Here is a 26,602-nt window from a genome sequence, read left to right on the forward strand (position 1 = left end):
AGTCGTTCCCTCAGGAAGGAAATGCGAGTGATTTCACCGTCACCGGCACAACCGATCCGCCAAAAAGAGGCGTACCAATGTCGATATAGTCCCCCGCCCGGACGCTCACTTCGTCAATGACCGCCAGCGGGTGTTGCTGTAACTGTGGGCGCAATAACATGCCCAGGGCTTTGCCAAAGTCCTGCTCGGCCACCACCAGCAGGGGATGCGGATTGGGAAAACGCGCGGTAAACGCCAGCAGCGCGTCGATGACCGTGAGTAATGCCGCGTAGCGCACCGGAAGCCGGGCGGGAAGCGCCAGCACGTATGCGTCAGTGCCAGGGTCGAGATCGAGCTGAGTCAGCGCCTGTTCCCAGGCGGCCACCAGTTCGTTTTCATCTTGTGGAATCGCCACCGGCAGGTTGCGCAGCGGAAGCGCCACCCCCTCCAGCCAGATGGTGCTGCCGGACAGCGACAGCGTGTGCGCCCCCGCGCCAATCACCGTGGCGCGCACGGTTTGCGTCGGGAACTGCACGTTCATCTCACGCAGGCGCGGGTGCTCATGCAGCGCCGTCGCCAGCAGCGGGCCGACATCAGAAAAGCAGAACGGATCGGCAGGCTGATTGCGGTAGCACTCCCCGACGCCACCGGAAAGGGTGATCACCTCCGGTTTCACCCCTGCGGGCAGTAATCCGGTTTGCATCAGCGCCTGCGCCAGCGGCGAAGGCTCGCCGTCAATGATTTCGACAATCAAATCCGCCATCCGCCGCACAACCTGCGCCAACTGTGTGGCATTGAGCGAGCGGGCGTCAGTGCCCGCGCCGAACACCGCCTCAACGATCATCTGCCCCGGTTTATGCGCATGCACCACCCGCCCCTGACCGTCCGTTTCCAGCAATCTGCCGCCCACGTTCAGACAAGCGGAGCCGCTCACTTTTCCGGCGTCAAACAGAACATAGTTCGAGGTGCCGCCGCCGATGTCGATGTTGAGCACGCGACACAAGCGCTGTTCAGACAGGGTCTGCGCCCCCGCGCCGTGCCCGGCAATCACCGATTCCAGATGCGGCCCGGCGCTGGCGACGACAAAATCGCCGAGAGACTGCGACAGCGCCATCACTGCCGGACGCGCATTGCGGGTTTTCGCGCTTTCGCCGGTAATGATGATCGCCCCGGAATCCACCGTCTCCGGCGCAATCCCCGCCGCCTGGTACTGAGCCAGAATCAGCGCCTTAAGTTCGGCCTCTTTCAATCCGCCCTGCTTATCCACAGGGGTAAAAAAGACCGGGCTTTGCCAGCTAATTTCGCGTTTGATAAATTCATAGCGCGGCACCTGCGACACTGCCGCACGGTTAACCAGCTCAAGGCGTGAGAAGATCACCTGAGTGGTGGTGGTGCCGATATCGATACCGACGCTCAGTAGCTGGCGAGTGTTCACGACTGCGCCTCCACTTCCGTTTCTGCCGGAATGTCTTCATCTTTGGGCACCAGCATCATCGCCACGCCAATCGCCGTCACGCCGCCGATCAGCTTGCCGACAATCATCGGGAAGATCATCGCATTCATGTTGGCGGCCGCAAAGCCTAAGTGGTCGCCCAGCGCAAAGGCAGCGGAGACCGCAAAGGCGCAGTTGATCACTTTGCCGCGGGTATCCATCTGTTTCATCATGCCGAACATCGGAATATTGTTCGCCAGCGTCGCGACCATGCCGCCTGCCGCCATATTGTTGATTTTTAACAGGCCGCCAACGCGCATCAGCGGTTTTTCAAACCAGCGGGTCAGCAGAAGCACCATCGGATAGGCGCCGAGCAGAACGCAGGAGATGGAGCCGATCACTTCAATGGCGCGCATCACTTCGCCAGGCTGGTCGCCAGGGGACATGAAGATCGGGTCAAGGCCTGGGATCAGCTCCCATCCCAGCAGGAATTTAATCACCGCAGCCGCCAGACCAATGGTGATCAACGCCACCAGGAATTTAGCGAAGATCTGGAAACCGCTGATCATTTTCTCCGGGATAAATTTCAGCCCCAGCGCAACCAGCACCGCGACGATGATCACCGGGATCATGTTCATCAGGATCAGCGCGAAGGTGAACTCCACCGGTTGCCCGTTGATCTCCACGCCGGAGTACATCGCCACTAAACCACCGGCGATACAGCCAATGGGAATGGTGACAATTCCCGCCAGCACGCCCAGCGCCAGGTAGCGGCGGTCAGACGGCTCGATAATGCCGAGCGCCACCGGAATGGAGAAGACGATCGTCGGCCCCATCATCGCCCCCAGGATCAGGCCGGAGTACAGCCATGCCGCCACATCGCCGCCCGCCAGTTCTTTGGCGAGGAAGAAGCCGCCCATATCGCAGGCCAGCAGCGTTCCGGCGAACATCGACGGGTTCGCGCCGAGCATTTCATACAGCGGGATAATCACCGGCCCGAGCAGCTTCGCCAGCACCGGCGCCAGGGCGGTCATACCGACCATCGCCAGTCCCAGCGCGCCCATCGCCATAAAACCTTCTTCAAACTGACCGCCCGACCCCTCGATGCTCTTACCGAATTTACCGAGAAAACGCGCCGAACCGCCAAACTGCGACAGGATCCTGTCCACGGCGGCAATCAGCATAAAGAACATCATGATGTACATGATGATTTCATTAATTCCCATAGCCCTATCTCCATTTGCCAGGTGTTTCGTAGGCCTGATAAGCGCAGCGCCATCAAGCAATAGTGCCGCGTTTTTGCCGGATGGCGGCGCGAACGCCTTATCCGGCCTACATCCTGGTATGCTTTATTGTGCCGCCGCGTACAGGTCGATAATCTGTTCCTGCGTGGCGGTTCGTGGGTTACTGCGAATACAAATATCTTCCAGCGCGCCTTGCGCCCACGCGCTGTAATGCGCGGACGTCGCGCCAACATCGGCGAGGCGTTTTGTCAGCCCGGTTTCAATAATCAGTTCGCTAACTGCGCCGATTGCGTCGCGATCGTCCGCTTTCTTGTTGAGTAACGCCCGGCCAATATGGCTGAACCGTTCGCGACACACCATGCGGTTAAATCCCATCACCGTCGGCAGCAACATACTGTTCGCCTGGCCATGCGGAATATGCAGCGTCGCGCCCGGCTGGTGCGCCATCGCATGACACAGCCCCAGCCCCGCGCTGGAAAAAGCCATCCCCGCCATGCAGGACGCCAGCAGCATGTTTTCCCGCGCCGCCATGTCGTGCCCGTTCCCCACCGCTTTCGGCAGAGACTTGCCGATCATCGCAATAGCGCCAATCGCCAGGCTGTCGGTAAACGGCGTGGCATTCAGAGCGCTATACGCCTCAACCGCATGGGTCAGCGCGTCAATCCCGGTCATCGCCGTTACGTGAGAAGGCACCCCTTCCGTCAGTGCCGCATCCAGAATGGCGACGTCCGGCATCAGCGAGGCATGCGCCAGAACCTGCTTGCGCCCGCTTACCGCATCAATAATCACCGTCACGTTGGTGGTTTCCGACCCCGTCCCCGCCGTCGTCGGCACGGCAATCAGCGGCAGACGCGGGCGCAGTACGCTCTGCGCCGTCATATCCGCCAGCGTCTGCCCTGGGTTGGTAAAGAGCAGCGCTACGGCTTTTGCCGCATCCAGCACCGAGCCGCCGCCAAACGCCACCACGCCGTCACATTTTGATTCGCGCAGCTGCGCGACCGCCGCGCAAACGTCAGTGATCGAAGGTTCTCCCACCGGGCAGGGCCAGATGCTCATCGCCACGCCTTTCATCGCCAGACTCCGTTCAAGCCCGGCGGTCATCCCTGCCTGATGCAGAAAACTGTCAACCATGACAAACAGATGCGTCAGCCCGCGCGTTTGCGCTTCCTGCCCGCAGGCGCTGAGCGCCCCCAGGCCGCACAGCGTGACGGGCGGAACGCTGAACGTTTTTATCCGTTGCAGATTCAGGGTATCGAATGCCTGAAAGAGCGCGGTCTGCAATTCACTTTGCATAGATCCCCTCCGCTTTTTCTTTCCCGATGTTGGCAATCGCCAGCGGCGTCATAAACAGGCTGTGTTCAGGTAAATGCACCCGCAGTTCCGGGAAGCGTTTACGGAATAGTTCATCCACGCCCGGTTGCATACAGGAGCCGCCCGCCAGCCACAGATCGGCTATACCTTGCCCTTCGATATGCCGGGCAACAATCTCCGCCATCTTTTCGTACACCGGTTTTACCACCGGCCAAATCTCCCGGGCGTTGCTGCGCTTGAACTGCTCAGCGTCTTCCAGTTCGATGCGGCGGTTTCCGGCCAGCGTCAGGGAAATATGGTGTCCGCCGGTCGCTTCATCAGCGGAGTAAGTCACCTTGCCCTGCTTCACAATGGCGATCCCCGTCGTACCGCCGCCGATATCCACCACGCCCGCGTTATCCAGTCGCAGCAGATCCGCCACGGCGGTCGGCTCATCCAGCACATGGCTAACCTCCAGCCCGGCGGATTCCAGAACATTGATGGAGATACGCGGGTCGGTGCCTGGCGGAAATGAGGTCGCCGCGTGGGTGAACTGGCAGCCAAGCTGGCGTTCGAGCGTGTCGAGATGGCGACGCACGATGGTGACGGCGCCGAAGAAGTCCCAGACGATGCCGTCACGCACGACGTCAGCCCAGTCCAGACAAACGGCGACTGGCTGCGCGTCGCGGTCGACAACTATCGACACCACATCGCACGTCCCTAAATCAATACCCAGCCACAGCGGCGAATCGCTGGCGACGGGATGCTGATTACATAGCTCAGCGGCTTTCTGGAGTCTCGGCGTCAGCCAACGTTGTTCATCGTGCGCCATCTCTTTTCTCCTTATAGACAGTCTGCTGGGCCGGAATCAGACAATGCGAAACGCATCCACCAACACGCAGCGACGCAGACGCACGAAGGTGCGCGCGCTGGTCACCCCTTCCCCGGTTGGCGTAGTAATGGTCATGGTGGTCCAGCCTTCGCCGCCCAGACCCAGCCCGGCGATACACGGCCCGTTCTTGACGAAGATGCTGGTATCAATGGCGTTTGCCATCCGGTTCATGTTGTCGATGTTGCGCGAGTGCATCGCCGCCGTATGGTGGCAACCGCCTTCCAGCGTGACCGCCAGCTCAATGGCCTCTTCTACGTTGGCAACCCGCACCACCGGCAGTACCGGCATCATCAGTTCCGTGACCGCGAACGGGTGCGTGGCAGGCGTTTCCACAAACAGCAAGCGCGTTTGCTCCGGCACCGTCAGCCCAATCGCGGCGGCGATTTTGGCGGCGTCACGCCCAACCCAGTCGCGGCTGACCGTTCCTTTGCCACGCTCGTCGATATTTTTCAGCAATACCGGCTGAAGCTGTTCGGCCTGTGCGGCGGTGAGTTTCACCGCATGCTGCCCTTCCATCAGGCGCATCAGTTCATCGGCAACGCTATCGACAACAATCAGCACCTTCTCGTCGGCGCAAATGATGTTGTTATCGAAGGATGCGCCTTTGACGATGGACTGCGCGGCACGCGCCAGGTCAGCGGTTTCATCCACCACCACCGGCGGGTTCCCGGCGCCTGCGGCAATCAGACGTTTGTTGGTGTGTTTACGCGCGGCCTCGACGACCGCTTCGCCGCCGGTCACCACCAGCAGACCGATACCGGGATATTTAAAGAGGCGTTGGGCGGTTTCGATATCCGGGTTCGCAACGGTCACCAGCAGGTTAGCCGGGCCGCCTGCGGCAACAACCGCCTGATTAAGCAGCGTAATGGCGCGCTGAGAAACCTTTTTCGCCGCCGGATGCGGCGCAAAGACCACGCTGTTGCCTGCGGCAATCAGGCTGATGGCGTTGTTAATCACGGTTGCCGCCGGATTGGTGGACGGCGTGACCGATGCCACAACCCCCCACGGCGCATTTTCAATTAAGGTCAGACCGTTATCGCCAGTCAGTACCTGCGGCGAGAGGCATTCCACGCCCGGCGTACCGCGCGCCTGCGCCACGTTTTTCGCTAATTTATCTTCGACGCGTCCCATGCCGGTTTCTGACACGGCAAGTTCCGCCAGTTCTCTGGCGTGCTTTTCACCCGCCTCACGTATCGCATGAATAGCGAGCTGGCGCATGGCCACGCTCTTCAGCCCCTGCTGAGCCACTTTCGCTGCGGCAACGGCGTCATCCAGGGAGGCAAAGACGCCCATTTCATGAACGGCGGCGGCAGGTTGACTGCTGTCTTTCATTTTCAGCAATACCGCTTTTACCACCTGTTCAATATCCTGTTGATTCATGATGTTCAGTCCTATTTATGGAAAACGACTTTCCCACCAGCCACCACTTCATCGACAATACCAATCACGCACAGATCGACAGGTGAGGATTCGCTCCGATGCGCCTGGCGGGCAGAACTGCCGCTAACCAGCAGCACCCACTCCCCGGTTCCCGCCCCAATGCTGTCGATTGCAACGGCGCACTGCCCGTCGGGATTCCCTTCGGCATCAATCATTTTCACCATCAGCAATTTGTCATGCGCGAGCCCTTCATGGCGCACCGTACAAACAATTTGTCCTGTGACGACTGCCAGCTTCATACCCGCCTCCATGTGTTGTGTGTTGCGTGCCGAAACTGTAGGCCGGATAAGCGAGGCGTCATCCGGCATCGATGCCATCTCATTGCCGGATGGCAACGCGTTTGCGTCTTCTCCGGCCTACACGATCAGACGTAGCCATCCAGCTTAGATATTGCTGTCACCTTTGAAGCTGATCGGGAACACCTCTTCCAGATCGCCGTGCGGGCGCGGAATGACGTGTACGGAAACCAGTTCGCCAATACGCTGCGCCGCTGCGGCGCCGGCATCAGTAGCGGCTTTGCACGCTGCCACATCGCCACGCACCATCGCGGTGACCAGACCGCCGCCAATCTGCTTCACGCCAACCAGTTTCACGCGTGCTGCTTTAACCATCGCATCAGAGGCCTCAATCAGTGCAACCAGGCCCCGGGTTTCAATCATTCCTAATGCTTCCATTGTGTTTTCCTCTTCGGTAAGGGGGTCCAGACGGGACCTTTATACAACCAGTGTTTGCGAGTCGTGTTCACGACTCACGTCAGTCTGGCGCGGCACTGCTGCCACCAACGCCAGTTCGATAATTTCCTGTACGCTACAGCCTCGGGAGAGATCGTGAAGCGGTGCGGCAAGCCCCTGAATCAGCGGCCCAACGGCGCGATATCCTCCCAGACGCTGGGCGATTTTGTAGCCAATGTTGCCCGCTTCCAGTGACGGAAAGACCATCACATTGGCTTTGCCCTGTAACGGACTGGCGGGCGCTTTTTGCGCGGCGACGTCCGGGACAAAAGCGGCGTCGAACTGCAACTCGCCGTCAACAATCAAATCCGGCGCGCGCTCACGAACGATCTCTGTCGCCTGCTGCACATTGGCGACATTGGGGTGACGCGCGCTGCCATGACTGGAGAACGACAGCATGGCGACCCGAGGCTCCTCTCCGGTAATGGTTCGCCAGGTCTGCGCGCTGGCGATGGCGATATCCGCCAGTTGCGCCGCCGTGGGTTGCGGCACCACGCTGCAATCGGCGAATCCCAGCGCCTGCCCGGTGTACTGCGGCAGCATCAGGAAGATCGACGACAGCGTTTTGCAGCCCGGCTGCAAACCGATCAGGCGTAGCCCTGCCCGCAGCACGTTCGCTGTCGAAGAGAGGTTGCCGGCAATGCACACATCGGCATGACCGGCGCTCACCATCGCGGCGGCGAACATCAGCGGGTCGTTCAGTTTTTCCAGCGCATCCGGCGGTGTTTTCTCTCCCGCCCGCGCCAGCCAGCGCCCGGCGAACACCTCGCGCATAGACAGATTGCTCTGTGGGTCAATCACCTGAATGCCATCCATCGCGATACGGTGAGTGAGCGCAAACTGGCGTAGCGCAAACGGGCTGGTGACAAGAACCGGTCGCGCCAGACCATGCCGTTGCAGATAGTGCGCCGCCTTCAGGACACGGACATCCAGCGCATCCGGGAAGACCACCCTGGCGGGCGCACGTAAGGCCTGTTCGCGGCAACGTTCAATGATCATTGCTCCCCTCCCAGTCGCTGTTGAATCTGGCTGACGGTGAGCGGATGCTTCGTCACGCACAAAATCATCATCACGTAGACCGTACTGGAGAGGCGGTTCAACGCCTGTAGAAGATCCGGGCGCAGCACGTCAAAATTGCGGGTGATAAAGACCTGAGCGGCCACGACTTCCGTCTCACGCACTTTGGTACGCAGCAGATTCAGCAGCGCGGCATCGCGGCCGTGGCTGGCTTCCGGCACCAGATGATCGTGATCGAGATAGCGCAGCGGCTGATGGGACAGACGATGCAATTCGTCTTCGTTTAGCCCCACAATGGCCTGCGCGGCCAGCGGTTCATCCATCGCATCGGCGCGCATGATGTTGCCCAGGCGGGACCGAATGTCAGCAAGCCAGGGTTGCCACTGCTCCGGCAACTCAATTTGCAGCCACACCACCAGCGCGATGGTGCTGTCCAGCGCGGCGCGAAATCCCAGGCGCGGATCGCTTTTCGCAACCATTTTGTCGGCGGTCAGGTGGGTCAGCGTATCGGGCTTTTTTGCCACCGGCTGGCGACACAGTTCGCAGCACGCCTTAGGGTGCGTATCGCTGCTGGTCAAACCGTGCACCGGCTGTAATTGCTGCTCATCGTCATCGACAAAAAGACGGCCTTGCTCATCCAGAAACTTGATGCGCAAATGGCGGCTTTCCAGCAATTCCCGGGCAGATGGCGTCAGGCGAGCGTCAGCGGGAAGATGGATCTCCGCCCCTTCGCTGAGCGTATGATTCGCTCTGAGCCATGCTTCGGTAATGAAATCCTTCATACATCCGCCTTAGCAGGACTGCCAGTTCGCAGGCCAGGCAACGTATAAGAAGCGCACGGTCGACGGTGTGCCAAACTCAATGCTGGAGCCTTTCGGGATAAACATCACGTCCCCGGCTTTCGCGATCATGGTTTCGCCTTCATGACGCACATGCAGTTCGCCCTCCAGTACCATATCGATCTCGTCGTAGTTCAGCGTCCACGGGAAAAACGCGTTATCCCACTGCATGAACCCGGCGGCCATGCTGCTGCCGTCCTTGTCGGTGACCAAATCCGTTAAGCCGACGCAGTGGGGCTGCGCGCCGTCGAAGCGACCAAACTTCACGCTGCTGCCGTCGATCACTTTTACGCCGCCCTTGCCGGTGACCGACTTAAAGCCCGGCTGCATGTCAGCCTGCTCCAGCGACTGTTTTTCCTTCATCACTTTGTCCATCAGCTGCGCGACCAGGCTTTCGGTAAACTGCCCTTCCGGCAGTTGTGCGATGATGGTTTCACGAATGCGCTGACTTTCGGTTTTCGCGTCTTCCACCGGCGCGACAGCCGGTGCCGATTCGTCGCATTCCACGATCGTGAAGTCCAGCAGTTCCGCAACTTCGCGGGCTTCCGGGGTAATGATGCTGGCGCGCAGAACAACCGACATTTCCTGTTCGCCGCGTGCGTGAGCCGCACGAATATCGTTAGCTGTGATGAGTTTCTTCACCTGCGCCTTCCTCCTGTTCGGTGAGTGCTGCCAGATAATCCACCAGGTGCTGCACACTTTGCGGGTCATGGCTGTTAAGCTCGAAAATCGGCTCCTGAAATCCCAGCCCGCTCAGTAGCTGTCGCGCGGCGGCGACGTCGGCATCCGGCATGTCCGTTTTGCTGATGACGGCGATGTGTCGTTTACTGGCACCAATATCCAATAACCCGGCGGGTAAGCGACTTTCGCGGTCATTTGCCGCATGTACATAAATCAGCGTATCCACATCCTGTAGCGTGGTAATTAAGGCGTGATACCAGCGAGGATGGCTAAAATATTCTCCCGGCGTATCGATATCGCCGTTGTCATTAAATTCCACGGCTTGTGTTTTTCGGGCGAGGGAATAATTTCCCTGCAAGGCGTTAAAAAGCGTTGTTTTCCCCGCGCCAACGGTGCCGACAAACGCAATACGTTTCATTGCCGCCCCCCAATTAACTTTTTGTTAATTCGCACAACGTGAAATTTAATAAGCGTCCCAGCCCGCTGACCGTTTGCAATAAGGCTTCCTCGACGGCGCCAACGGAGCCATAAATCACCAGCGCGCCGCTGAATCTATCGAGAAAACCGATATGAACATCGGCGGCTTTCATGGCTAAATCACCCGCGATCATCGCCGTTTCCCCTGGCGTTAGCGTCATGATGCCGATGGCGCCCGCTTCGGGAACGCCGATCTTTTTCGCCAGTTCTTCACCCGGGTGGGCAATCAGATGCGCCAGCGTGACCTGTTTCCCCGGCACAAATTCCTGAATAATGCGTTCTTTATCCATTGCTCACCGCCTCCGCTGAAACTGACCTCATCGTGGCAATTTTTTGTCAGAGTAAATAACAAAATTCGGCAAGCAGATTTAAAAGGTGAAGTAGATCACTAAGAAAGGAGGAAATAAAAAAGCGCGGGGAACCCCGCGCCGGAATGAATTAAAGTGAAATTACAGTGGCTGTGTTTGCGCTTCGACCACCGCCAGCGCCACCATATTAACGATACGGCGAACAGAAGCGATCGGCGTTAATACATGCACCGGTTTGGCAACGCCCATCAATACCGGCCCTACCGTCACGCCTTCCGAGCTGGAGACACGCAGTAAGTTGTAACTAATACGCGCGGCCTCCACGTTAGGCATAATTAAAATATTCGCCGCCCCTTTCAGCGGGCTGTCCGGCATTCTGTCGTTGCGAATACTTTCAACCAGCGCGGCATCACCGTGCATTTCTCCGTCGATCATCAGCTCAGGCGCACGCTCGCGTACTAACTCCAGCGTCTGACGCATTTTGCAAGCAGCGACCGACTTAGACGAACCAAAGTTGGAATGCGACAACAGCGCCACCTTCGGTTCAATACCAAAGCGGCGCACCGTTTCCGCAGCCATTAACGTAATTTCCGCCAGTTGCTCCGGCGTCGGATCGTCATTGACATAGGTGTCGGCGATAAAGGTGTTGCCGCTCGGCAACAGCAAGGCGTTCATCGCCCCCGCCGCGTGGACGCCCTCACGGTAGCCAAACAGTTCCTGCACCACGCTGAAGTGTTCGTGGTATTCGCCGATGGTGCCGCAGATCATCGCATCCGCTTCACCGCGCAGAACCATGATCGCGCCAATCACCGTGGTATTGCTGATCACCGCCCGCTGCGCCTGTTCCTGCGTCACGCCACGGCGTTTCATGATCTTATAGTATTCACCCCAGTACTCTTTGAAGCGCGGATCGGATTCATTGTTGACGATCTCAAAATCCACACCCGATTTGATCTGTAGCCCCAGCTTCTGAATGCGCATTTCGATCACGCTCGGGCGACCAATCAGGATCGGTTTCGCCAGACCTAACGTAATCAACTCCTGCGTCGCATGCAGGACACGCGCCTCTTCCCCTTCCGCCAGCACCACGCGCTTCGGCGCTTTACGGGCCAGAGAGAAGATTGGCTTCATGAACAGGTTGGTTTTGTAGACAAATTCGGTCAGCTTATCGATGTAGGCATCGAAATCAGCGATCGGCCGCGTCGCCACGCCGGAATCCATCGCCGCTTTCGCCACGGCAGGCGCAATCTTCACAATCAGGCGCGGGTCGAACGGTTTTGGAATGATATATTCCGGGCCGAAGCTCAAGTCCTGATCGCCATAGGCGGAAGCGACCACTTCACTTTGTTCGGCGTGCGCCAGTTCGGCAATGGCGTGTACCGCCGCCAGTTTCATCTCTTCGTTGATCGCGGTTGCGCCGACATCCAGCGCGCCACGGAAGATGAACGGGAAGCAGAGCACGTTGTTGACCTGGTTCGGATAGTCGGAACGTCCGGTACAGATGATGGCGTCTGAACGCACCTCTTTCGCCAGCGGCGGCAGAATTTCCGGCTCCGGGTTCGCCAGCGCCAGGATCATCGGCGCACGCGCCATTTTTTTCACCATCTCCTGGGTCAGCACTTTCGGGCCGGAACAGCCCAGGAAAATGTCCGCCCCGTCGATCACGTCATCCAGCGTGCGTTTACCGTCATCCACCACCGCATAGGCCGCTTTGGTCTCCACCATGTTGGGTTCGCGATCTTTATAGATAACGCCTTTCGAGTCACAGACCACGATATTGTGTTTCTGCATCCCCAACGCCACCAGCAGGTTCATACAGGCGATTGCCGCCGCCCCTGCCCCGGAAACCACCATCCGCACGTCAGAGATATTTTTTTCCACCACGCGCAGGCCGTTAAGAATAGCGGCGGTGCTGATAATCGCCGTTCCGTGCTGGTCATCATGGAATACCGGAATATTCATGCGCTCACGCAGTTTCTGCTCGATATAGAAACATTCAGGCGCTTTAATATCTTCGAGGTTAATCCCGCCGAACGTCGGCTCCAGCGCGGCAACGACATCAATGAATTTATCCGGGTTATGTTCATCGACTTCAATATCAAACACGTCGATGCCCGCGAATTTCTTAAACAGAACGCCCTTACCTTCCATTACCGGTTTACCGGCCAGCGCGCCGATGTTGCCCAGGCCGAGCACCGCCGTTCCGTTAGAGACCACCGCGACCAGATTGCCGCGAGCGGTGTATTTGTAAGCCGCCAGCGGGTCTTTTTCAATTTCAAGACACGGCGCCGCTACGCCAGGCGAATAGGCCAGCGCCAGATCGCGCTGTGTGGCAAGGGGCTTGGTCGGGGAAACCTGGATTTTACCTGGAACGGGAAATTCGTGGAAATCGAGGGCGCTTTGTTTTAATTGGTCATCCATCTTGTTGTTCCTTTCACGTATCGATCAAAAAAGTGGCGCGGGTAACCTCTGGTGCGCCGCACATTATCACCTCCCTGCGCGGCATAAACTTTGAAGGTAGCCATACTCTCACTACTCAAAGAAAGAATTTGTTATCAATTTATAGCATCCATGTTACCCGCTTAAACCCGCATTACCATGCCTGTCTGCTATGCTTTTTTGTTGTGTACTGCATGAATTTCTCAGAAGTGTGAATCAACGCACTCACCTAACGCTTTACTTTTCAAGGAGTATTTCCTATGAACCAGTTAGACGGCATCAAACAATTCACCACTGTCGTGGCAGACAGCGGCGATATCGAATCCATTCGCCATTATCAGCCTCAGGACGCCACCACCAATCCCTCGCTGCTGCTAAAAGCGGCTGGCCTTGCGCAATACAGCCATTTGATTGATGACGCGATCGCCTGGGGCAAGAAACGCGGTAAAACCCAGGAGCAGCAGGTCGTCGAGGCCAGCGATAAACTGGCCGTCAATTTCGGTGCGGAAATTCTGAAAATCGTCCCCGGACGGGTCTCTACGGAAGTGGACGCGCGCTTATCCTTCGATAAAGAAAAAAGTATGCAGAAGGCCCGCCACCTGGTTGACCTCTACCAGCAGCAGGGCGTGGAAAAATCGCGCATTTTAATTAAGCTCGCGTCAACCTGGGAAGGGATACGGGCGGCGGAAGAGCTGGAGAAAGAAGGCATCAACTGTAACCTGACGCTGCTGTTCTCTTTTGCACAGGCGCGCGCCTGCGCGGAAGCGGGCGTTTTTCTGGTTTCGCCGTTTGTCGGGCGTATCTATGACTGGTATCAGGCGCACAGCCCGATGGACCCCTACGTCGTGGAAGAAGATCCGGGGGTGAAATCGGTACGTAATATCTATGACTACTTCAAACGTCACCGCTACGAAACCATCGTCATGGGGGCCAGTTTCCGTCGCACCGAGCAAATCCTGGCGCTGACAGGCTGCGACCGCCTGACCATTTCTCCCAACCTACTGAAAGCGCTACAAGAAAAAGAAGAGCTGGTGATCCGCAAACTGGTGCCGTCATCGCAGACGTTCCATCGCCCGACCCCGATGACCGAAGCGGAATTCCGCTGGGAACATAATCAGGACGCGATGGCCGTTGAGAAACTGTCGGAAGGTATCCGCCTGTTCGCCGTTGACCAACGCAAACTGGAAGACCTGCTCGCCGCCAAACTGTAAACCTTGCCACGGAGTGATTTATGTCCCGAAAAGACCTTGCCAATGCCATTCGTGCGCTCAGTATGGATGCCGTACAAAAAGCCAATTCCGGTCATCCCGGCGCGCCAATGGGCATGGCGGATATTGCTGAAGTGTTGTGGAATGATTTTCTCCGCCACAACCCGACCGACCCCACCTGGTATGACCGCGATCGCTTTATTCTTTCCAACGGCCACGCGTCAATGCTGCTCTACAGCCTGCTGCACCTGACCGGCTACGATCTGCCAATCGAGGAGCTGAAAAACTTCCGTCAGCTCCATTCAAAAACGCCGGGGCACCCGGAAATCGGCTATACGCCAGGCGTTGAAACCACCACCGGGCCATTGGGTCAGGGACTGGCGAATGCCGTCGGTCTGGCAATTGCCGAACGCACGCTGGCCGCGCAGTTTAATCAGCCCGATCATGACATCGTCGATCACTACACGTATGTCTTTATGGGCGATGGCTGCCTGATGGAGGGGATTTCGCACGAAGTCTGCTCGCTGGCGGGTACGCTGGGGCTGGGCAAGCTAATCGGCTTCTACGATCACAACGGCATCTCAATTGATGGCGAAACCGAAGGCTGGTTTACCGACGATACCGCCAAACGGTTCGAAGCGTATCACTGGCATGTAGTGCATGAGATCGACGGACACGATCCCGAAGCCGTGAAGAAAGCAATTCTTGAAGCGCAGAGTGTGAAAGACAAACCGTCGTTGATTATTTGCCGGACGGTAATCGGCTTCGGCTCACCGAATAAAGCCGGGAAAGAGGAGTCTCACGGCGCGGCGCTGGGAGAAGAAGAAGTGGCGCTGACCCGCCAGAAACTGGGCTGGCATCACCCTGCTTTTGAGATCCCGAAAGAGATTTACCGTGCCTGGGATGCGCGTGAAAAAGGGGAAAAAGCGCAGCAGGCATGGCAGGAGAAGTTCGCGGCGTATCAGAAAGCGTATCCCGATCTGGCAAGAGCGTTTACCCGACGAATGCGCGGCGAGTTGCCAGAGTCCTGGGAAACCACGACGCGAAAATACATTGCTGAATTGCAGGCCAACCCGGCCAAAATCGCCACCCGCAAGGCATCGCAAAATACGCTGAACGCCTACGGCCCAATACTGCCGGAACTGCTCGGCGGCTCGGCGGATCTCGCGCCCAGTAACCTGACTATCTGGAAAGGTTCGACGTCGCTGAAAGAAGATCCGGCCGGGAATTACATTCACTACGGCGTGCGCGAATTTGGTATGACGGCCATTGCCAACGGCATTGCCCACCACGGCGGATTTGTGCCTTACACCGCGACCTTCCTGATGTTTGTGGAATACGCCCGTAACGCGGCGCGAATGGCGGCGTTGATGAAAGCCCGGCAGATCATGGTTTATACCCACGACTCCATCGGGCTGGGTGAAGATGGGCCGACGCACCAGGCCGTGGAGCAACTGGCCAGCCTGCGTCTGACGCCGAATTTCAGCACCTGGCGTCCGTGCGATCAGGTTGAGGCGGCAGTCGGCTGGAAGCTGGCGGTTGAGCGTCATACCGGCCCGACGGCGCTGATTCTCTCAAGGCAGAATCTGGCGCAGGTGGAGCGTACCCCGGAGCAGGTGAAGGAGATCGCCCGTGGTGGTTATGTGCTGAAAGACAGCGGCGGTAAGCCGGATGTGATCCTGATTGCCACCGGGTCTGAAATGGAAATCACCCTACTGGCGGCGGAAAAGCTGACCGGAGAAGGCCATAACGTCCGGGTGGTATCCCTGCCTTCGACGGATATTTTTGATGCTCAGGATGAGGCGTATCGCGAATCCGTGCTGCCGTCGAACGTTGCCGCTCGCGTGGCGATTGAGGCGGGCATTGCCGACTACTGGTACAAATATGTCGGGCTGAAAGGTGCGATTGTCGGGATGACGGGATATGGCGAATCGGCCCCGGCCGAAAAACTGTTCCCTTATTTCGGCTTTACGGTCGAGAATATCGTCGAAAAAGCGCATAAGGTGCTTAAAGCGTAAAAATGGATGAGTGGGTCGGAAGCCGGATGGAAACGCAATGTGCCTTATCCGGCCTACAAAACAGTCCGTAGGCCCGGTAAGCCTTAGCGCCTCCGGGCACCTTGCCGGATGGCGACGCAATGCGTCTTATCCGGCCGACAAAACAGCCCGTAGGCCCGGTAAGCGTTAGCGCCTCCGGGCGCTTTGCCGGATGGCGATGCGATGCGTCTTACCGGGCCTACAAAACAGCCCGTAGGCCCGGTAAGCCTTAGCGCCTCCGGGCACCTTGCCGGATGGCGACGCAATGCGTCTTATCCGGCCGACAAAACAGCCGTAGACCCGGTAAGCGCTAGCGCCACCGGGCGCTTTGCCGGATGGCGACGCGATGCGTCTTATCCGGCCTACAAAACAGTCCGTAGGCCCGGTAAGCGTTAGCGCCACCGGGCACCTTGCCGGATGGCGACGCGATGCGTCTTATCCGGCCTACAAAACAGTCCGTAGGCCCGGTAAGCATTAGCGCCACCGGGCACCTTGCCGGATGGCGACGCGATGCGTCTTATCCGGCCTACAAAATGGCCCGTAGGCCCGGTAAGCCTTAGCGCCACCGGGCGCCTTGCCGGATGGCGACGCGATGCGTCTTATCCGGCCTACAAAACAGTCCGTAGGCCCGGTAAGCGTTAGCGCCACCGGGCGCCCCTAACGTGTGATCCACAACGTGGGCCAGGCATCTGGCCCATGCCAGTTATCGCAGCTTGGCTCTTCGGCATAACGCACCAGACGAAAACGCTGCCCGTCAAAACGCCAGCGCGTCTGGATACCGCAATCGGCCAACCTCCGCCCTTTTGCCAGCGTGATTAATTCCCGGGATTTCTCGTCAAAAACCGCGTTCATCAGCTCCATATCATTGCTTTCAGCCCCGGAGTTAAAGGGCAAACGCAACCGTACGGCGCGGGAGGCGAATGGTTTTTTGCGTGAGACAATCCACGCGAGATCGACCGTATTATAGGCTCCGGCTTCACAACCGGTCATCAGCAGGGCTTTGTCATCGGTCAGGGCCGCGACACGCACTTCCCGGCGCATCGGGTCAAGCGAGCAGTGAATACTGTTCATCCGCCAGTTACCGTAATCCAGCAGATCGTTGCGTTCATCATAAGAGAGCGGCGTCGGCGTTGGGTTGACGATAGCCACGCCTTTCAGCGCTGGCGCGGGCGGCACGCTGAGCGGTGGATCATTCCCTTTATCAATCCACGCCGTTTCGCTGCCAACGCGTTTTTGCTGTGCGTCGATAAACAACAGCGCAGCTTTAAGCCCCACCAGAGAAATCGTCTGTTTTCCCTTTTTCAGAGTAATCGCCTGGGCTTCCTGAATGGTCTGTAAAAACGCGGCAATGGTGGCGGTGTCGTCCGTCATCAGATGCCAGGGCGTGATACGCCATTGCCCGGCATTTAGCGGCAGCGGTTTTTCATCCAGCAGCAGACGCGGCGCAATCTCCGCCTCTTTCGCACCGGGCGAGGTCAGCCCCCCCAAATCAATGCGAAGTACCGCATCGGTATGCGCCCCGGCGCTGCGGCTTAAGGTCATCACCAGCCCGCGATGTTCGCCGGTATTACGCGCCACGCAAAAATTCTGATTGTTACAGGTGACCTGCCAGTCAGAAAAAGTCTGCTGCGCTGGCGCCGCCCACGTCAGCGACGTCGGCAGCAGACCGAGCAGGAAAACGAAAATAACGCGATTGCGCATGGACGGTACAACCCCAGAAGAAAAACGAAACGGCTTTAGGCGGTATCTTCCTTGCGCGACTCCTGTGGCTCAATCAGATTTGTCGGATAGCGACATCATTATGTAAAGAAATATAAACCTTATTTATCAATCCATTAGCGAGGAAGAATGCAAATAATTGAGCAATAACACGGTCTTACCGTCTCGTATCTCACCGGTTTTGATCATCGCCAGCGCCTGTGTTAATGGCAGTTCCAGTACCTCAATATCTTCATCTTCCACACCGCCGCCTGCGTTTGCCCGCTGGCTGTCGCTATATTCTGCAATGAAGAAGTGAATCAGCTCCGTCACGCCGCCAGGCGACATGTATAACTCAAACAGTTTACGCACCTCACCCACTTCATAGCCGGTCTCTTCAATCGCTTCTTTGCGAATGCACGCTTCCGGCTCGTCGTTATCCAGCAGCCCGGCGCAGGTTTCTATCAACTGGCCGCTTTCATTGCCGTTCACCCAGGTGGCAACGCGAAACTGGCGGATGAGCACCACGGTCTGTTTTTCGCGGTTATACAGCAGGATCGTTGCGCCATTGCCGCGATCGTAAACCTCGCGCTTATGGCGAATCACATCGCCATTTTTACGGGTCAGATCGTAGGTAATATTGCGCAGGATAAAGTAGTTATCAGAGAGAACTTTGTCTTTGATGAGAGTAATTTTTTGCGACATACCGGCTCCACAGCGTAAGAAGACAGGTAATCTTACGCCGCAAGGCCGGTTTTGTCTGCGCGCTATCATGCTGCTCACGCCGAATGGAGACTTATCCGGTTTGCATGATCCCCAGCCACTGAATAATCCCCTGCGCGGCGTGACGCCCTTCCGCCATCGCCGTCACCACCAGATCGGCGCCGCGCACGGCGTCACCGCCCGCGAAGATTTTAGGATTACTGGTCTGGTAACGGAACGCGCTTTCAACATTTGCCGCAATGCGCCCCCAGTCGTCCACTTTCACACCGTGCGCCTCCAGCCACGGCATACCATGCGGATGAAAACCAAACGCCATAATTACCGCATCAGCGGGCATGACAAACTCGCTGCCCGCGATGGGCATCGGGCGGCGACGCCCCTGCGCATCGGGTTCGCCAAGCTGAGTACGTAAAAAACGCACGCCGCTGACGCAACCGTCGGCATTCAGCACCAGCTCAACCGGCTGTACGTTAAATTCAAAGTGCGCCCCCTCTTCCCGCGCGTTTTTTACCTCTTTTTTCGACCCCGGCATATTCGCCTCGTCGCGACGATATGCGCAGGTCACCTGGCTTGCGCCATGACGCAGCGCGGTACGCACGCAGTCCATCGCGGTATCGCCGCCGCCCAGCACCACAACATTAAGCCTGGCGGTGTCGATAAAAGGTTCGTCAGGCAATTCATCCAGCCCCATAACCTGTTTTGTGTTAGCAATCAGGAACGGCAGCGCATCATATACGCCCGGCGCATCTTCGTTTGGCAGGTCGGCCTTCATGGAACGGTATGTGCCGACGCCGACAAAAACCGCATCGTACTCATCCAGCAACGACGCCAGCCTGACGTCTTTGCCGACTTCGCAGTTCAGTTCAAAATGAATTCCCATCGCGCTGAAGATTTCGCGACGGCGCGCCAGCAGTGATTTATCCAGCTTAAAAGAGGGAATGCCAAAGGTCAGCAGGCCGCCAATTTCAGGGTGGCGATCGAACACGGTCGTGCTCACGCCATGACGCGCCAGCACATCCGCGCAGGCCAGCCCGGCCGGGCCCGCGCCAATAATCGCCACGCGTTTATCCTGCTGCTGCACGCCGCTCAGGTCTGGCCGCCAGCCTTTGTCCAGCGCCCGGTCGGAAATGTAGCGTTCAATATTGCCGATCGTCACCGCGCCATACTCATCGCGCACCGTACAGGCGCCTTCACACAGCCTGTCCTGCGGGCATACGCGCCCGGTAATTTCCGGCAGGCAGTTAGTCTGGTGCGACAGCGCCACCGCATCGTCAATGTTTCCTGCTTTTACCAGCTCAATCCACTGCGGAATATGGTTGTGCAGCGGACACGTCCACTCGCAGATACTGTGTTCACCGCACTTCAGGCAACGGGCCGCTTCGCGTTCAGCCTGCGCGGTACGAAACGGCAGGTAGATTTCATCAAAGCTGGTTTTTCGCGCGTCAATCGCCAGCTTATCCGGCTCGCCGCGTGGGGGCGTCGCCCGCATCTGTTCGACTTTATTGAGCGCACCAGGAGTGACTCCCGTCGCACAGGCATGCCAGGGCTGATTTTCCTGACGCGCGGTGCGCAGACGCCGCGCTTTCGACAGCCGGGTCAGCGACGCCTCCGTTACCAATTGCAACGCATCTGCCGGGCAGTTTTCAACACAGGCCGGGCCGTCTTCGCGATCCAGACACAAATCACATTTGTGCGCCGTGGCTTTGACCTGATCCTGACCTGTTGGCGTAAGGATTATCTGCATTGTGCCGAAGGGACAGGCAACCACGCAGGATTTACAGCCGATACATTTTTGCTGGTTGACCTGAACGCTGTCTTTGACATGACGGATTGCGCCATTTGGGCAACTCCTGGCACAAGGCGCATCCTCGCAGTGGTGGCAGGTTACCGCGCTGCGCTGATGCTGATGTTTGATCACCGTAATTCGGGGCTGAAAATGCCGCTGGTGCAGTACGTGTTGCTCATCATTGTGGGCCATTACGCAAGCGACCTCACAGGCATGGCATCCCAGGCACTGTTGGCTATTGGCCATAATAAAACGATTCATGGCGTCCTTCTGTTTTGGTGGCAAAAACCTTATTCTTTATATGAATGTTATTAACCGACGCCGAAGGGGTCGGCAATGTTCATTTGCCCAGGACGCACAACTATTTATCCAGAACCTGTGGCAGATCAATTTATTTCATCGCTGGTGAAATTGCGTTTCAGTTACACTTGCCAATATTTATCCGTTCACTGTGAGCATATTTTTCGGGGATTACGCGCGTGGTCGTCAAACGCCCTGTCTCGGCCAGCCTGGCCCGGGCCTTTTTTTACATTGTGCTGCTGTCGATTCTCTCAACCGGTATCGCCCTGCTGACGCTGGCGAGCAGTTTGCGGGATGCCGAGGCCATTAACGTGGCCGGTTCACTGCGTATGCAGAGCTACCGACTGGGTTACGATCTGCAAAGCGGCAGTCCGCAATTGAACGCGCACCGTCAGCTTTTTCAGCAAGCGCTCAACTCTCCCGCGTTAAGTAACCTGAACGCCTGGTACGTTCCGCAGACGGTTAAAAGCCGTTACGGGCAACTGCATGCAAACTGGCTGGAGATGAACACGAGACTGGTGGATGCGGATATAAAGTGGTATCGCGCCAATATCAATAACTATGTCGATCAGATTGATCTCTTCGTTCTGGCGCTGCAACACTATGCCGAGCGCAAGGTGATGCTGGTGGTTGGCATATCGCTGGCGGGCGGCATCGGGATCTTCACGCTGGTCTTTTTCACCCTGCGGCGCATTCGCCAGCAGGTAGTCCAGCCGCTTAACCAACTGGTCGCCGCCAGCCAGCACATTGAACATGGTCAGTTCGACATCCCGCCGCTGAATACCCACTTGCCGAATGAGCTGGGGCTGCTGGCCAAAACATTTAGCCAGATGTCGAGCGAGTTGCATAAGCTGTACCGCTCTCTCGAGGCTTCGGTAGAAGAAAAAACCCACGATCTGCACGAAGCCAACCGCCGTCTGGAAGTGCTGTACCAGTGCTCACAGGCGCTCAATACCAGCCAAATCGACGTTCACTGTTTCCGCCATATTCTACAGATCGTCCGCGAACATGACGCCGCGTACTATCTGGAATTAACCGTGGGCGATAACTGGCGGATCAGCGAAGGAACGGAAAGCGCTGATTTGCCCATGCAGATTCTGCCGGTCACGATGCAGGAAACGGTCTACGGCGAACTGCACTGGCAAAGCCCCAACGTCAGCGCCTCCACCCCGCTGCTGCACAGCGTATCGACCATGCTGGGGCGCGGTTTGTACTTTAATCAGGCGCAAAAACATTTCCAGCAACTGCTGCTGATGGAAGAGCGCGCGACTATTGCCCGCGAGCTGCATGACTCACTGGCGCAGGTGCTCTCCTATTTGCGCATTCAGTTGACGCTGCTGAAGCGCTCAATTCCAGAAGATAATCTCCCCGCGCAAAGCATCATGGCGGATTTCTCCCGGGCGCTGAACGACGCTTATCGTCAGTTGCGCGAGCTGCTGACCACCTTCCGCCTGACGTTACAGCAGGCCGACTTACCTTCTGCGCTGCATGAAATGCTGGATACCCTGCAAAGCCAGACCTCTGCGAAACTGACGCTGGATTGCCGTTTACCGACGCTGGCGCTGGATGCGCAAATGCAGGTGCACCTGTTACAAATCGTTCGCGAGGCGGTGCTGAATGCGATTAAACACGCCAGCGCCACGGAGATCGCCGTTAGCTGCGTCACCGCCCCCGATGGCAACCATACGGTCTATATTCGGGATAACGGCGTCGGCATTGGCGAACCGAACGAACCAACGGGGCACTACGGTCTGAACATTATGCGCGAGCGTGCGGAAAGACTTAGCGGCACGCTGAATTTCTCGCAACCGTCAGGGGGCGGGACGCTGGTCAGCATCAGTTTTCGCTCATCGGAAGATGAAGAGGGTCAATTAGCGTAAAGAACGGCAAAGCACCGCACGGCGGGAATACAGACAGGGCGGCACTGGCACAAAATGTATGCTGTAAACGTGCATGATAATTTACATTATCTTCTTTTTTTCTCCACGTTTGACACGTACCTTGCCGCTACAGTGAAGCAGGTCATACCCAATAATTATACGCAGAAACACGAGGTCCTCCTTTAATGGCGAATTTCTTTATCGATCGCCCCATTTTTGCCTGGGTGCTGGCAATCCTGTTGTGTCTGACGGGCACCCTGGCCATTCTCTCTTTGCCCGTAGAGCAATATCCCGACCTGGCGCCGCCAAACGTCCGCATTACCGCGAATTATCCGGGGGCATCCGCGCAGACGCTGGAAAATACCGTCACTCAGGTTATCGAACAGAATATGACCGGCCTCGATAATCTGATGTATATGTCGTCGCAAAGCAGCGGGACGGGCCAGGCAACGGTGACGCTCAGTTTTGTGGCCGGAACCGACCCCGATGAAGCCGTCCAGCAGGTACAAAACCAGCTGCAATCGGCAATGCGTAAATTGCCGCAGGCGGTACAGAACCAGGGCGTCACGGTCCGTAAAACCGGGGACACCAACATCCTGACCATTGCGTTTGTCTCCACCGACGGCTCAATGGATAAACAGGACATCGCCGACTATGTCGCCAGTAATATCCAGGACCCGCTCAGCCGCGTAAACGGCGTGGGGGATATCGACGCCTACGGTTCGCAATATTCGATGCGTATCTGGCTGGACCCGGCCAAACTCAACAGCTACCAGATGACCGCAAAAGATGTCACGGATGCTATCGAATCACAGAACGCGCAAATTGCCGTCGGGCAGCTTGGCGGCACGCCTTCGGTCGACAGGCAGGCGCTCAATGCGACAATCAACGCCCAGTCGCTGCTGCAAACGCCCGAGCAGTTCCGTGATATCACGCTGCGCGTAAACCAGGACGGTTCAGAGGTCAAGCTGGGCGATGTGGCGACCGTCGAAATGGGCGCTGAAAAATATGATTATCTCAGCCGCTTCAACGGTAATCCGGCCTCCGGTCTGGGGGTAAAACTGGCCTCTGGCGCCAACGAAATGGAAACCGCCAAACTGGTGCTTAACCGCCTGGACGAGCTGGCCGAATACTTCCCGCACGGTCTGGAGTATAAGGTGGCGTATGAAACCACCTCCTTCGTCAAAGCCTCGATTATCGATGTGGTGAAAACCCTGCTGGAAGCCATCGCGCTGGTGTTCCTGGTGATGTACCTGTTCCTGCAAAACTTCCGCGCCACGCTGATCCCCACTATCGCCGTACCGGTGGTATTGATGGGGACGTTCTCCGTCCTGTATGCCTTCGACTACAGCATTAACACGCTGACGATGTTCGCGATGGTGCTGGCGATCGGCCTGCTGGTCGATGACGCCATCGTGGTGGTGGAAAACGTCGAGCGCATCATGAGCGAGGAAGGTCTTTCGCCGCGCGAAGCCACCAGAAAATCGATGGGGCAGATACAAGGGGCGCTGGTTGGTATCGCGATGGTGCTGTCAGCCGTATTTGTGCCGATGGCTTTCTTTGGCGGTACGACCGGGGCTATCTATCGCCAGTTCTCCATCACGATTGTCGCCGCGATGGTGCTCTCCGTGCTGGTGGCGATGATCCTGACGCCCGCCCTGTGCGCCACGCTGCTAAAACCCCTGCACAAAGGCGAGCATCACGGACAGAAAGGCTTCTTCGGCTGGTTTAACCGGACGTTCAACCGCAACGCTGAACGCTACGAGAAAGGCGTTGCGAAGATCCTGCATCGCAGCCTGCGCTGGATACTGATCTACGTTCTGTTGCTCGGCGCGATGGTGGTGCTGTTCCTGCGTCTACCGACCTCCTTCTTACCGCAGGAAGACCGTGGGATGTTTATTACCTCGGTACAGTTGCCAAGCGGCTCCACGCAGCAGCAGACCTTAAAAGTGGTGCAGGAAGTTGAAAAATATTACTTCACCCAGGAGAAAGACAACGTCATGTCCGTCTTCTCGACGGTGGGATCGGGGCCTGGCGGGAACGGTCAAAACGTGGCGCGCATGTTTGTCCGCTTAAAAGACTGGGACGAACGCAACGCCACAACCGGCACCTCGTTTGCCATTATTGAACGCGCCACGAAAGCCTTTAACAAGATTAAAGAAGCGCGCGTTTACGCCAGCAGTCCACCGGCAATCAGCGGTCTGGGCAGTTCCGCAGGGTTTGATATGGAACTTCAGGACCACGCGGGCGCCGGTCATGATGCCTTAATGGCCGCGCGCGATCGGTTGATTGAGCTGGCGGCGCAGGACAGTTCGCTGACCCGCGTGCGTCACAATGGTCTGGACGACAGTCCACAGTTGCAAATTGATATCGATCAGCGCAAAGCCCAGGCGCTGGGCGTCTCTATCGACGACATCAACGACACGCTGCAAACCGCATGGGGCTCCAGTTACGTCAATGACTTTATGGACCGGGGTCGCGTGAAGAAGGTCTATGTACAGGCGGCGGCGAAATACCGCATGCTGCCGGACGATATCAATCTCTGGTATGTGCGTAATAAAGACGGCGGCATGGTGCCTTTCTCCGCCTTTGCGACGTCACGCTGGGAAACGGGCTCTCCACGTCTGGAGCGCTATAACGGCTACTCGGCGGTCGAAATTGTCGGCGAAGCGGCGCCTGGCGTCAGTACCGGCACGGCAATGGATGTAATGGAGTCGCTGGTTCGCCAGTTGCCAACGGGGTTTGGGCTTGAATGGACGGCGATGTCTTATCAGGAACGCCTCTCTGGCGCGCAGGCGCCTGCGCTGTACGCCATTTCGCTGCTGGTCGTTTTCCTGTGTCTGGCCGCGCTGTATGAAAGCTGGTCGGTGCCGTTCTCGGTTATGCTGGTGGTGCCGCTGGGCGTCATTGGCGCGCTGCTCGCCACCTGGATGCGCGGACTGGAAAATGACGTTTACTTCCAGGTCGGGTTGCTAACGGTGATCGGCCTTTCCGCGAAAAACGCGATCCTGATTGTCGAATTCGCCAATGAGATGAACGAGAAAGGCCACGATCTGCTGGATGCCACGCTGCATGCCTGCCGCCAGCGTTTACGCCCAATTTTGATGACCTCTCTGGCCTTTATTTTCGGGGTGCTGCCGATGGCGATTAGCAACGGGGCGGGTTCCGGGAGCCAGCATGCCGTCGGGACAGGCGTCATGGGCGGGATGATCTCCGCCACCATCCTGGCGATTTACTTCGTACCGCTGTTCTTTGTGCTGGTGCGTCGCCGCTTCCCGCTGAAACCGAAGCCGGAATAAGACACAAAAAAGGCGACTTACTTTGAGTCGCCTTTTTCTTATCCTTTTCAGAATCAGGATATCTTCCAGAAATTTATTTGCGAAGCATAACTTCGATAAAATCTTTCCAGTTCCCCAGTTCACGTTCAATCATAACAACCTCTCTTATTATTATGGCTATTCTACGAAAACATTATCCTCAAGAGAAGATAATTTAACCGATTGCAGTGATTACATCCTCCGGTGAATGGGGTTCATGGCATTACTATGACCCTGTAACCATAAATTTTATGTGACTTACTGCAATATTTTGAAACATTAATCCACTTCTGAAAACCGCGCTCATTTCAGTTAAGAAACAGCCTATTGCAGCTCGCTGGATTTATACTTCCCGATGAGATGCTTATTAAGCAACATTTCAGAATTATTATTCACAAGAGTTCAACAATGTTATATTTACCGTTTATTATGTCATGATAAATAACCGGTATATGGCAGTTCCGCACTGACGGATACCACGATAATATTGCTTAATTATTCGTAATTCGCGTAAAAGGATTCAACATGATCACCGTCTACGGCATCAAAAATTGTGACACGATTAAAAAGGCGCGACGCTGGCTGGAGGCTCACGGTATTGACTACCGCTTTCACGATTACCGCGCAGACGGAATCGATGCCGCGTTATTGAATACGTTTATTGCGGAGTCAGGCTGGCAGCCCTTGCTGAATACGCGCGGAACGACATGGCGTAAACTTGATGAAGCCACGCGTAACGGCATCACGGATGCGGCGTCCGCCGCAGCATTAATGACTGAAATGCCAGCAATTATCAAACGCCCATTGCTCTGCGCGACCGGGAAGCCTATGCTGCTGGGTTTTAGCGAATCCAGTTATCAGCAGTTTTTTGATGAGGTGTAGTCT

At 57.0% G+C, this 26,602-nt stretch carries 22 protein-coding genes; 5 read left to right on the top strand and 17 right to left on the bottom strand.

Annotated features, from left to right (window positions below):
* Nucleotides 1-10: 10 nt before the first annotated feature.
* The 13 genes from eutA to maeB form a co-directional block, all read right to left on the bottom strand.
* A complete protein-coding gene (gene eutA / locus OGX93_RS19740) occupies nucleotides 11-1,414 on the bottom strand; it encodes an ethanolamine ammonia-lyase reactivating factor EutA (RefSeq protein WP_012131336.1) in 1,404 nt (467 codons plus the stop codon).
* Nucleotides 1,411-2,637, bottom strand: coding sequence for an ethanolamine utilization protein EutH (gene eutH / locus OGX93_RS19745; RefSeq protein WP_110493967.1), 1,227 nt, complete (start codon nucleotides 2,635-2,637; stop codon nucleotides 1,411-1,413). The genes eutA and eutH overlap by 4 nt, the downstream gene beginning before the upstream one ends.
* Nucleotides 2,638-2,760: 123 nt before the next feature.
* Complete coding sequence (gene eutG / locus OGX93_RS19750; RefSeq protein ID WP_012131334.1) at nucleotides 2,761-3,948, bottom strand: ethanolamine utilization ethanol dehydrogenase EutG; 1,188 nt, start codon at nucleotides 3,946-3,948, stop codon at nucleotides 2,761-2,763.
* The gene (gene eutJ, locus OGX93_RS19755) at nucleotides 3,938-4,777 is read right to left on the bottom strand and encodes an ethanolamine utilization protein EutJ (RefSeq protein WP_286449828.1); all 840 of its coding nucleotides are present in this window, start codon (nucleotides 4,775-4,777) and stop codon (nucleotides 3,938-3,940) included. Before eutJ ends, eutG begins: the two co-directional genes overlap by 11 nt.
* Nucleotides 4,778-4,813: 36 nt before the next feature.
* A complete protein-coding gene (locus OGX93_RS19760) occupies nucleotides 4,814-6,217 on the bottom strand; it encodes an aldehyde dehydrogenase family protein (RefSeq protein WP_012131332.1) in 1,404 nt (467 codons plus the stop codon).
* 11 nt (nucleotides 6,218-6,228) lie between these two features.
* Nucleotides 6,229-6,516, bottom strand: coding sequence for an ethanolamine utilization microcompartment protein EutN (gene eutN, locus OGX93_RS19765; protein WP_024130131.1), 288 nt, complete (start codon nucleotides 6,514-6,516; stop codon nucleotides 6,229-6,231).
* Nucleotides 6,517-6,660: 144 nt separating this feature from the next.
* Nucleotides 6,661-6,951, bottom strand: coding sequence for an ethanolamine utilization microcompartment protein EutM (eutM, locus tag OGX93_RS19770; protein WP_000387720.1), 291 nt, complete (start codon nucleotides 6,949-6,951; stop codon nucleotides 6,661-6,663).
* 39 nt (nucleotides 6,952-6,990) lie between these two features.
* Entirely contained in the window at nucleotides 6,991-8,007 is a 1,017-nt protein-coding gene (gene pta, locus OGX93_RS19775; protein WP_012131330.1) for a phosphate acetyltransferase, read from the bottom strand.
* Entirely contained in the window at nucleotides 8,004-8,807 is an 804-nt protein-coding gene (eutT, locus tag OGX93_RS19780) for an ethanolamine utilization cob(I)yrinic acid a,c-diamide adenosyltransferase EutT (RefSeq protein WP_012131329.1), read from the bottom strand. The genes pta and eutT overlap by 4 nt, the downstream gene beginning before the upstream one ends.
* Nucleotides 8,808-8,816: 9 nt before the next feature.
* Nucleotides 8,817-9,506, bottom strand: a complete 690-nt coding sequence (gene eutQ / locus OGX93_RS19785) for an ethanolamine utilization acetate kinase EutQ (RefSeq protein ID WP_012131328.1) — start codon at nucleotides 9,504-9,506, stop codon at nucleotides 8,817-8,819.
* A complete protein-coding gene (gene eutP, locus OGX93_RS19790) occupies nucleotides 9,484-9,963 on the bottom strand; it encodes an ethanolamine utilization acetate kinase EutP (protein ID WP_012131327.1) in 480 nt (159 codons plus the stop codon). The genes eutQ and eutP overlap by 23 nt, the downstream gene beginning before the upstream one ends.
* A gap of 13 nt (nucleotides 9,964-9,976) precedes the next feature.
* Nucleotides 9,977-10,312 carry an ethanolamine utilization microcompartment protein EutS gene (gene eutS, locus OGX93_RS19795; RefSeq protein WP_012131326.1) on the bottom strand — a complete coding sequence of 112 codons (336 nt, stop codon included), beginning with the start codon at nucleotides 10,310-10,312 and terminating at the stop codon, nucleotides 9,977-9,979.
* 159 nt (nucleotides 10,313-10,471) lie between these two features.
* Nucleotides 10,472-12,751, bottom strand: a complete 2,280-nt coding sequence (gene maeB / locus OGX93_RS19800; protein WP_012131325.1) for an NADP-dependent oxaloacetate-decarboxylating malate dehydrogenase — start codon at nucleotides 12,749-12,751, stop codon at nucleotides 10,472-10,474.
* A gap of 278 nt (nucleotides 12,752-13,029) precedes the next feature.
* Between maeB and tal the strand changes: the two genes are divergently transcribed.
* Nucleotides 13,030-13,980 (top strand): transaldolase, encoded by a 951-nt coding sequence (tal, locus tag OGX93_RS19805; protein WP_198448645.1) that lies wholly within the window; start codon nucleotides 13,030-13,032, stop codon nucleotides 13,978-13,980.
* Nucleotides 13,981-14,000: 20 nt separating this feature from the next.
* A complete protein-coding gene (tkt, locus tag OGX93_RS19810) occupies nucleotides 14,001-15,995 on the top strand; it encodes a transketolase (RefSeq protein ID WP_012131322.1) in 1,995 nt (664 codons plus the stop codon).
* A gap of 675 nt (nucleotides 15,996-16,670) precedes the next feature.
* On the opposite strand, the gene OGX93_RS19815 is transcribed toward tkt, so the two are convergent.
* The 3 genes from OGX93_RS19815 to aegA form a co-directional block, all read right to left on the bottom strand.
* Nucleotides 16,671-17,714, bottom strand: coding sequence for a DUF1176 domain-containing protein (locus tag OGX93_RS19815; RefSeq protein ID WP_286449830.1), 1,044 nt, complete (start codon nucleotides 17,712-17,714; stop codon nucleotides 16,671-16,673).
* 126 nt (nucleotides 17,715-17,840) lie between these two features.
* Entirely contained in the window at nucleotides 17,841-18,416 is a 576-nt protein-coding gene (gene nudK, locus OGX93_RS19820; RefSeq protein ID WP_049009707.1) for a GDP-mannose pyrophosphatase NudK, read from the bottom strand.
* A gap of 91 nt (nucleotides 18,417-18,507) precedes the next feature.
* Nucleotides 18,508-20,481: a formate-dependent uric acid utilization protein AegA gene (aegA, locus tag OGX93_RS19825; protein WP_286449831.1), complete on the bottom strand. Its 1,974-nt coding sequence runs from the start codon at nucleotides 20,479-20,481 to the stop codon at nucleotides 18,508-18,510.
* Between the two features lie 218 nt (nucleotides 20,482-20,699).
* Between aegA and narQ the strand changes: the two genes are divergently transcribed.
* Together narQ and acrD are read left to right on the top strand one after the other, a co-directional pair.
* Nucleotides 20,700-22,400, top strand: coding sequence for a nitrate/nitrite two-component system sensor histidine kinase NarQ (narQ, locus tag OGX93_RS19830; RefSeq protein ID WP_071258044.1), 1,701 nt, complete (start codon nucleotides 20,700-20,702; stop codon nucleotides 22,398-22,400).
* Nucleotides 22,401-22,585: 185 nt separating this feature from the next.
* Nucleotides 22,586-25,699, top strand: coding sequence for a multidrug efflux RND transporter permease AcrD (gene acrD / locus OGX93_RS19835; RefSeq protein ID WP_047462093.1), 3,114 nt, complete (start codon nucleotides 22,586-22,588; stop codon nucleotides 25,697-25,699).
* A gap of 73 nt (nucleotides 25,700-25,772) precedes the next feature.
* Here acrD and ypfM read toward each other — a convergent pair whose 3' ends face one another.
* Nucleotides 25,773-25,832: a protein YpfM gene (ypfM, locus tag OGX93_RS19840; RefSeq protein ID WP_001386977.1), complete on the bottom strand. Its 60-nt coding sequence runs from the start codon at nucleotides 25,830-25,832 to the stop codon at nucleotides 25,773-25,775.
* A gap of 410 nt (nucleotides 25,833-26,242) precedes the next feature.
* On the opposite strand from ypfM, the gene OGX93_RS19845 reads away from it, so the two are divergent.
* On the top strand, nucleotides 26,243-26,599 hold the full coding sequence (locus OGX93_RS19845) for an ArsC family reductase (protein ID WP_012131310.1): 357 nt from the start codon (nucleotides 26,243-26,245) through the stop codon (nucleotides 26,597-26,599).
* Nucleotides 26,600-26,602: the final 3 nt, after the last annotated feature.

It is taken from the genome of Citrobacter sp. CK195, from assembly GCF_030333365.1.
GTDB lineage: Bacteria > Pseudomonadota > Gammaproteobacteria > Enterobacterales > Enterobacteriaceae > Citrobacter_B > Citrobacter_B koseri.

Coding starts and splice junctions, on each gene's coding strand:
- eutH (WP_110493967.1), bottom strand. CDS start 2,637: ATGGGAATTAATGAAATCATCATGTACATCATGATGTTCTTTATGCTG.
- eutG (WP_012131334.1), bottom strand. CDS start 3,948: ATGCAAAGTGAATTGCAGACCGCGCTCTTTCAGGCATTCGATACCCTG.
- eutJ (WP_286449828.1), bottom strand. CDS start 4,777: ATGGCGCACGATGAACAACGTTGGCTGACGCCGAGACTCCAGAAAGCC.
- OGX93_RS19760 (WP_012131332.1), bottom strand. CDS start 6,217: ATGAATCAACAGGATATTGAACAGGTGGTAAAAGCGGTATTGCTGAAA.
- eutN (WP_024130131.1), bottom strand. CDS start 6,516: ATGAAGCTGGCAGTCGTCACAGGACAAATTGTTTGTACGGTGCGCCAT.
- eutM (WP_000387720.1), bottom strand. CDS start 6,951: ATGGAAGCATTAGGAATGATTGAAACCCGGGGCCTGGTTGCACTGATT.
- pta (WP_012131330.1), bottom strand. CDS start 8,007: ATGATCATTGAACGTTGCCGCGAACAGGCCTTACGTGCGCCCGCCAGG.
- eutT (WP_012131329.1), bottom strand. CDS start 8,807: ATGAAGGATTTCATTACCGAAGCATGGCTCAGAGCGAATCATACGCTC.
- eutP (WP_012131327.1), bottom strand. CDS start 9,963: ATGAAACGTATTGCGTTTGTCGGCACCGTTGGCGCGGGGAAAACAACG.
- eutS (WP_012131326.1), bottom strand. CDS start 10,312: ATGGATAAAGAACGCATTATTCAGGAATTTGTGCCGGGGAAACAGGTC.
- maeB (WP_012131325.1), bottom strand. CDS start 12,751: ATGGATGACCAATTAAAACAAAGCGCCCTCGATTTCCACGAATTTCCC.
- tal (WP_198448645.1), top strand. CDS start 13,030: ATGAACCAGTTAGACGGCATCAAACAATTCACCACTGTCGTGGCAGAC.
- tkt (WP_012131322.1), top strand. CDS start 14,001: ATGTCCCGAAAAGACCTTGCCAATGCCATTCGTGCGCTCAGTATGGAT.
- OGX93_RS19815 (WP_286449830.1), bottom strand. CDS start 17,714: ATGCGCAATCGCGTTATTTTCGTTTTCCTGCTCGGTCTGCTGCCGACG.
- nudK (WP_049009707.1), bottom strand. CDS start 18,416: ATGTCGCAAAAAATTACTCTCATCAAAGACAAAGTTCTCTCTGATAAC.
- aegA (WP_286449831.1), bottom strand. CDS start 20,481: ATGAATCGTTTTATTATGGCCAATAGCCAACAGTGCCTGGGATGCCAT.
- acrD (WP_047462093.1), top strand. CDS start 22,586: ATGGCGAATTTCTTTATCGATCGCCCCATTTTTGCCTGGGTGCTGGCA.
- OGX93_RS19845 (WP_012131310.1), top strand. CDS start 26,243: ATGATCACCGTCTACGGCATCAAAAATTGTGACACGATTAAAAAGGCG.